Consider the following 1,860-nt stretch of genomic DNA (forward strand, 5'->3'; position numbering starts at 1 on the left):
CACTGCGTTCGCCCCCTGCCCGAACCGGGACGTCCGCTCCAACGCCGGGCCAGCCCGGCAATCCGGACGGATCGCGATCATGCAACGGCCCCTGGTCTTCTCCGGCCCTTGCGAAGTCCTTCGCCAGGCAGCCACACTCCGGGCCACGGGCTTTCCCCAGTACGGAGGGGAAGAGGGCCATACCATCGGTTGACCTGTTTCCCGGATGGTCTGGCAGGCATCGAAACAACGATGCTGAATGCGTACGGTGATCCACCGAGCAAAAAGAAACCCTCTGCGTACAGCTTCAGGTCACTTAGAACGAAGTGACCCGCTGAAAAATCCCCTATCCCTGCGCCTCTCGCCCGCTCGGGCGGGAGCGCGACAGGCCGCCGACGCCGGGAACCGGCGCTCGACAGCGGGGTACGGGAGCCCACCCTTCGAAGGGATGCATGGCGCCCATACCCGCCAAGCGGAGCCTCAATCCAGAGCTCCGGAACACACCAAGGAGAACGATCATGAAGCACAACTTCGGGCGGCGGTTCGCCACCTCGGCAGCGGCACTCGCAGTCGCCGCGGGCGCCCTCCTGACAATGGGCGGCACCGCCTCGGCTGCGCCGGCAGAGGTAGCCGACCACACCGCGGTTGTGGCGTACCACTCCTCGGACCGGACCCAGTACGGCGACCACCACGACCATCGCGACACTCGTTGGGACGGCCACCACGACCGTCACGACACTCGCTGGGACGGCCACCACGACCGTCACGACACTCGCTGGGACGGCCACCGCAAGTGGGTGCGGATCGGCAGCGGCTGGTACTGCAACGATCACGGTCGGCAGTACCGCTACGACGGACACTGGTTCTACGTGAAGAACAACGGCGCATGGCACTCCGTGAGCAGCCACGACCGTGGCTTCGACCACCGCATCTTCAACTGACCGCCCAAGGCGGGCACCGGGCCGGCTTTTAGCGCGCTGGCCCGGCCCGCCCCTGGGCCTCCGCGCACCGCAGCCGTTGGGGCGGCAGTGCGCCGACCGGCCCAGGCTCTCGAGGAGCAATCCGAGCCATGCACTATCACATAGACCAGACGTTGCACATGGAGCTGGTGCTTCCGTCCGGCGACCGCCTCGCGGTGCCAACTCGTCTGTATTACGCCACCCAAGACCCGTTTGCCGCGATCATCGTCTTCCAGACCGGCACCGTCCATCAAGTCAGCTGGGCCTTGGCCCGTGACACGCTGACAGAGGGCCTCAACCGGCCCACCGGGCAAGGCAATGTGCGCGTCTGGCCGGTCGGTTCCGGGGCCGATGCCGAGCTGAACCTTGCTCTGTCCTCTCCGCACGGGACCGCTTGGCTCACCGCTCCCCTCCCAGTGGTCGCGCAGTGGCTAGGGCGGACGTACCACTTGGTGCCGGCCGGCCAAGAGGTCTCCGGTCTGGATATGGACGCCGAATTGTCACGGCTCCTGGATGGGGCGGCCTGAGATGAACATGCAGCAACGCCGACGAAACGCACGCCTCAGGGCCTACGCCCGGCTCAAGCGGCGGCATCCGGAGCTGTTCACCACCGTGGGCCCCACCCTTCCCAATGCCTCTCCGGGCGGAACCGAACGACGGGCCCGATCCCCACGAACTGATCCCAGGCCGCCCCCGGCCGGGACCGTTACTGATACCAGTAACACTCGCTGCTGCCGGTTACTGCCCCCGGTCGCCCAACTTCCGACGGCCGAGGACCGGCCCACCCTCCCGTCGCGCAAGGGCCCCGTCGTGTCCGGGGCCGCCGGCGCCGAGCGGAGATCTCCACCGGCTTCCCCGTCCGCCCGGCCTGCGCCAAAGCGTCCGCCTCCGACACACCACCCCCGGCAGGAGCGGCATCCGC

2 protein-coding genes are annotated in these 1,860 nt (G+C 67.8%); both read left to right on the forward strand.

What is annotated here, in order from left to right; genetic code table 11:
- The first annotated feature begins 497 nt into the window (after nt 1–497).
- Nucleotides 498–920: a hypothetical protein gene (locus ACWC91_RS41480; RefSeq protein ID WP_281157577.1), complete on the forward strand. Its 423-nt coding sequence runs from the start codon at nt 498–500 to the stop codon at nt 918–920.
- A 128-nt stretch (nt 921–1,048) separates the two neighbouring features.
- The gene (locus ACWC91_RS41485) at nt 1,049–1,465 is read left to right on the forward strand and encodes an SsgA family sporulation/cell division regulator (RefSeq protein WP_281157578.1); all 417 of its coding nucleotides are present in this window, start codon (nt 1,049–1,051) and stop codon (nt 1,463–1,465) included.
- The last annotated feature ends 395 nt before the right edge of the window (nt 1,466–1,860 follow it).

The organism is Streptomyces sp. NPDC001204, assembly GCF_053598035.1.

Excerpts from the sequence above, each read along its gene's own strand:
- ACWC91_RS41485 (WP_281157578.1), top strand. The coding sequence starts at position 1,049 with ATGCACTATCACATAGACCAGACGTTGCACATGGAGCTGGTGCTTCCG.
- ACWC91_RS41480 (WP_281157577.1), top strand. The coding sequence starts at position 498 with ATGAAGCACAACTTCGGGCGGCGGTTCGCCACCTCGGCAGCGGCACTC.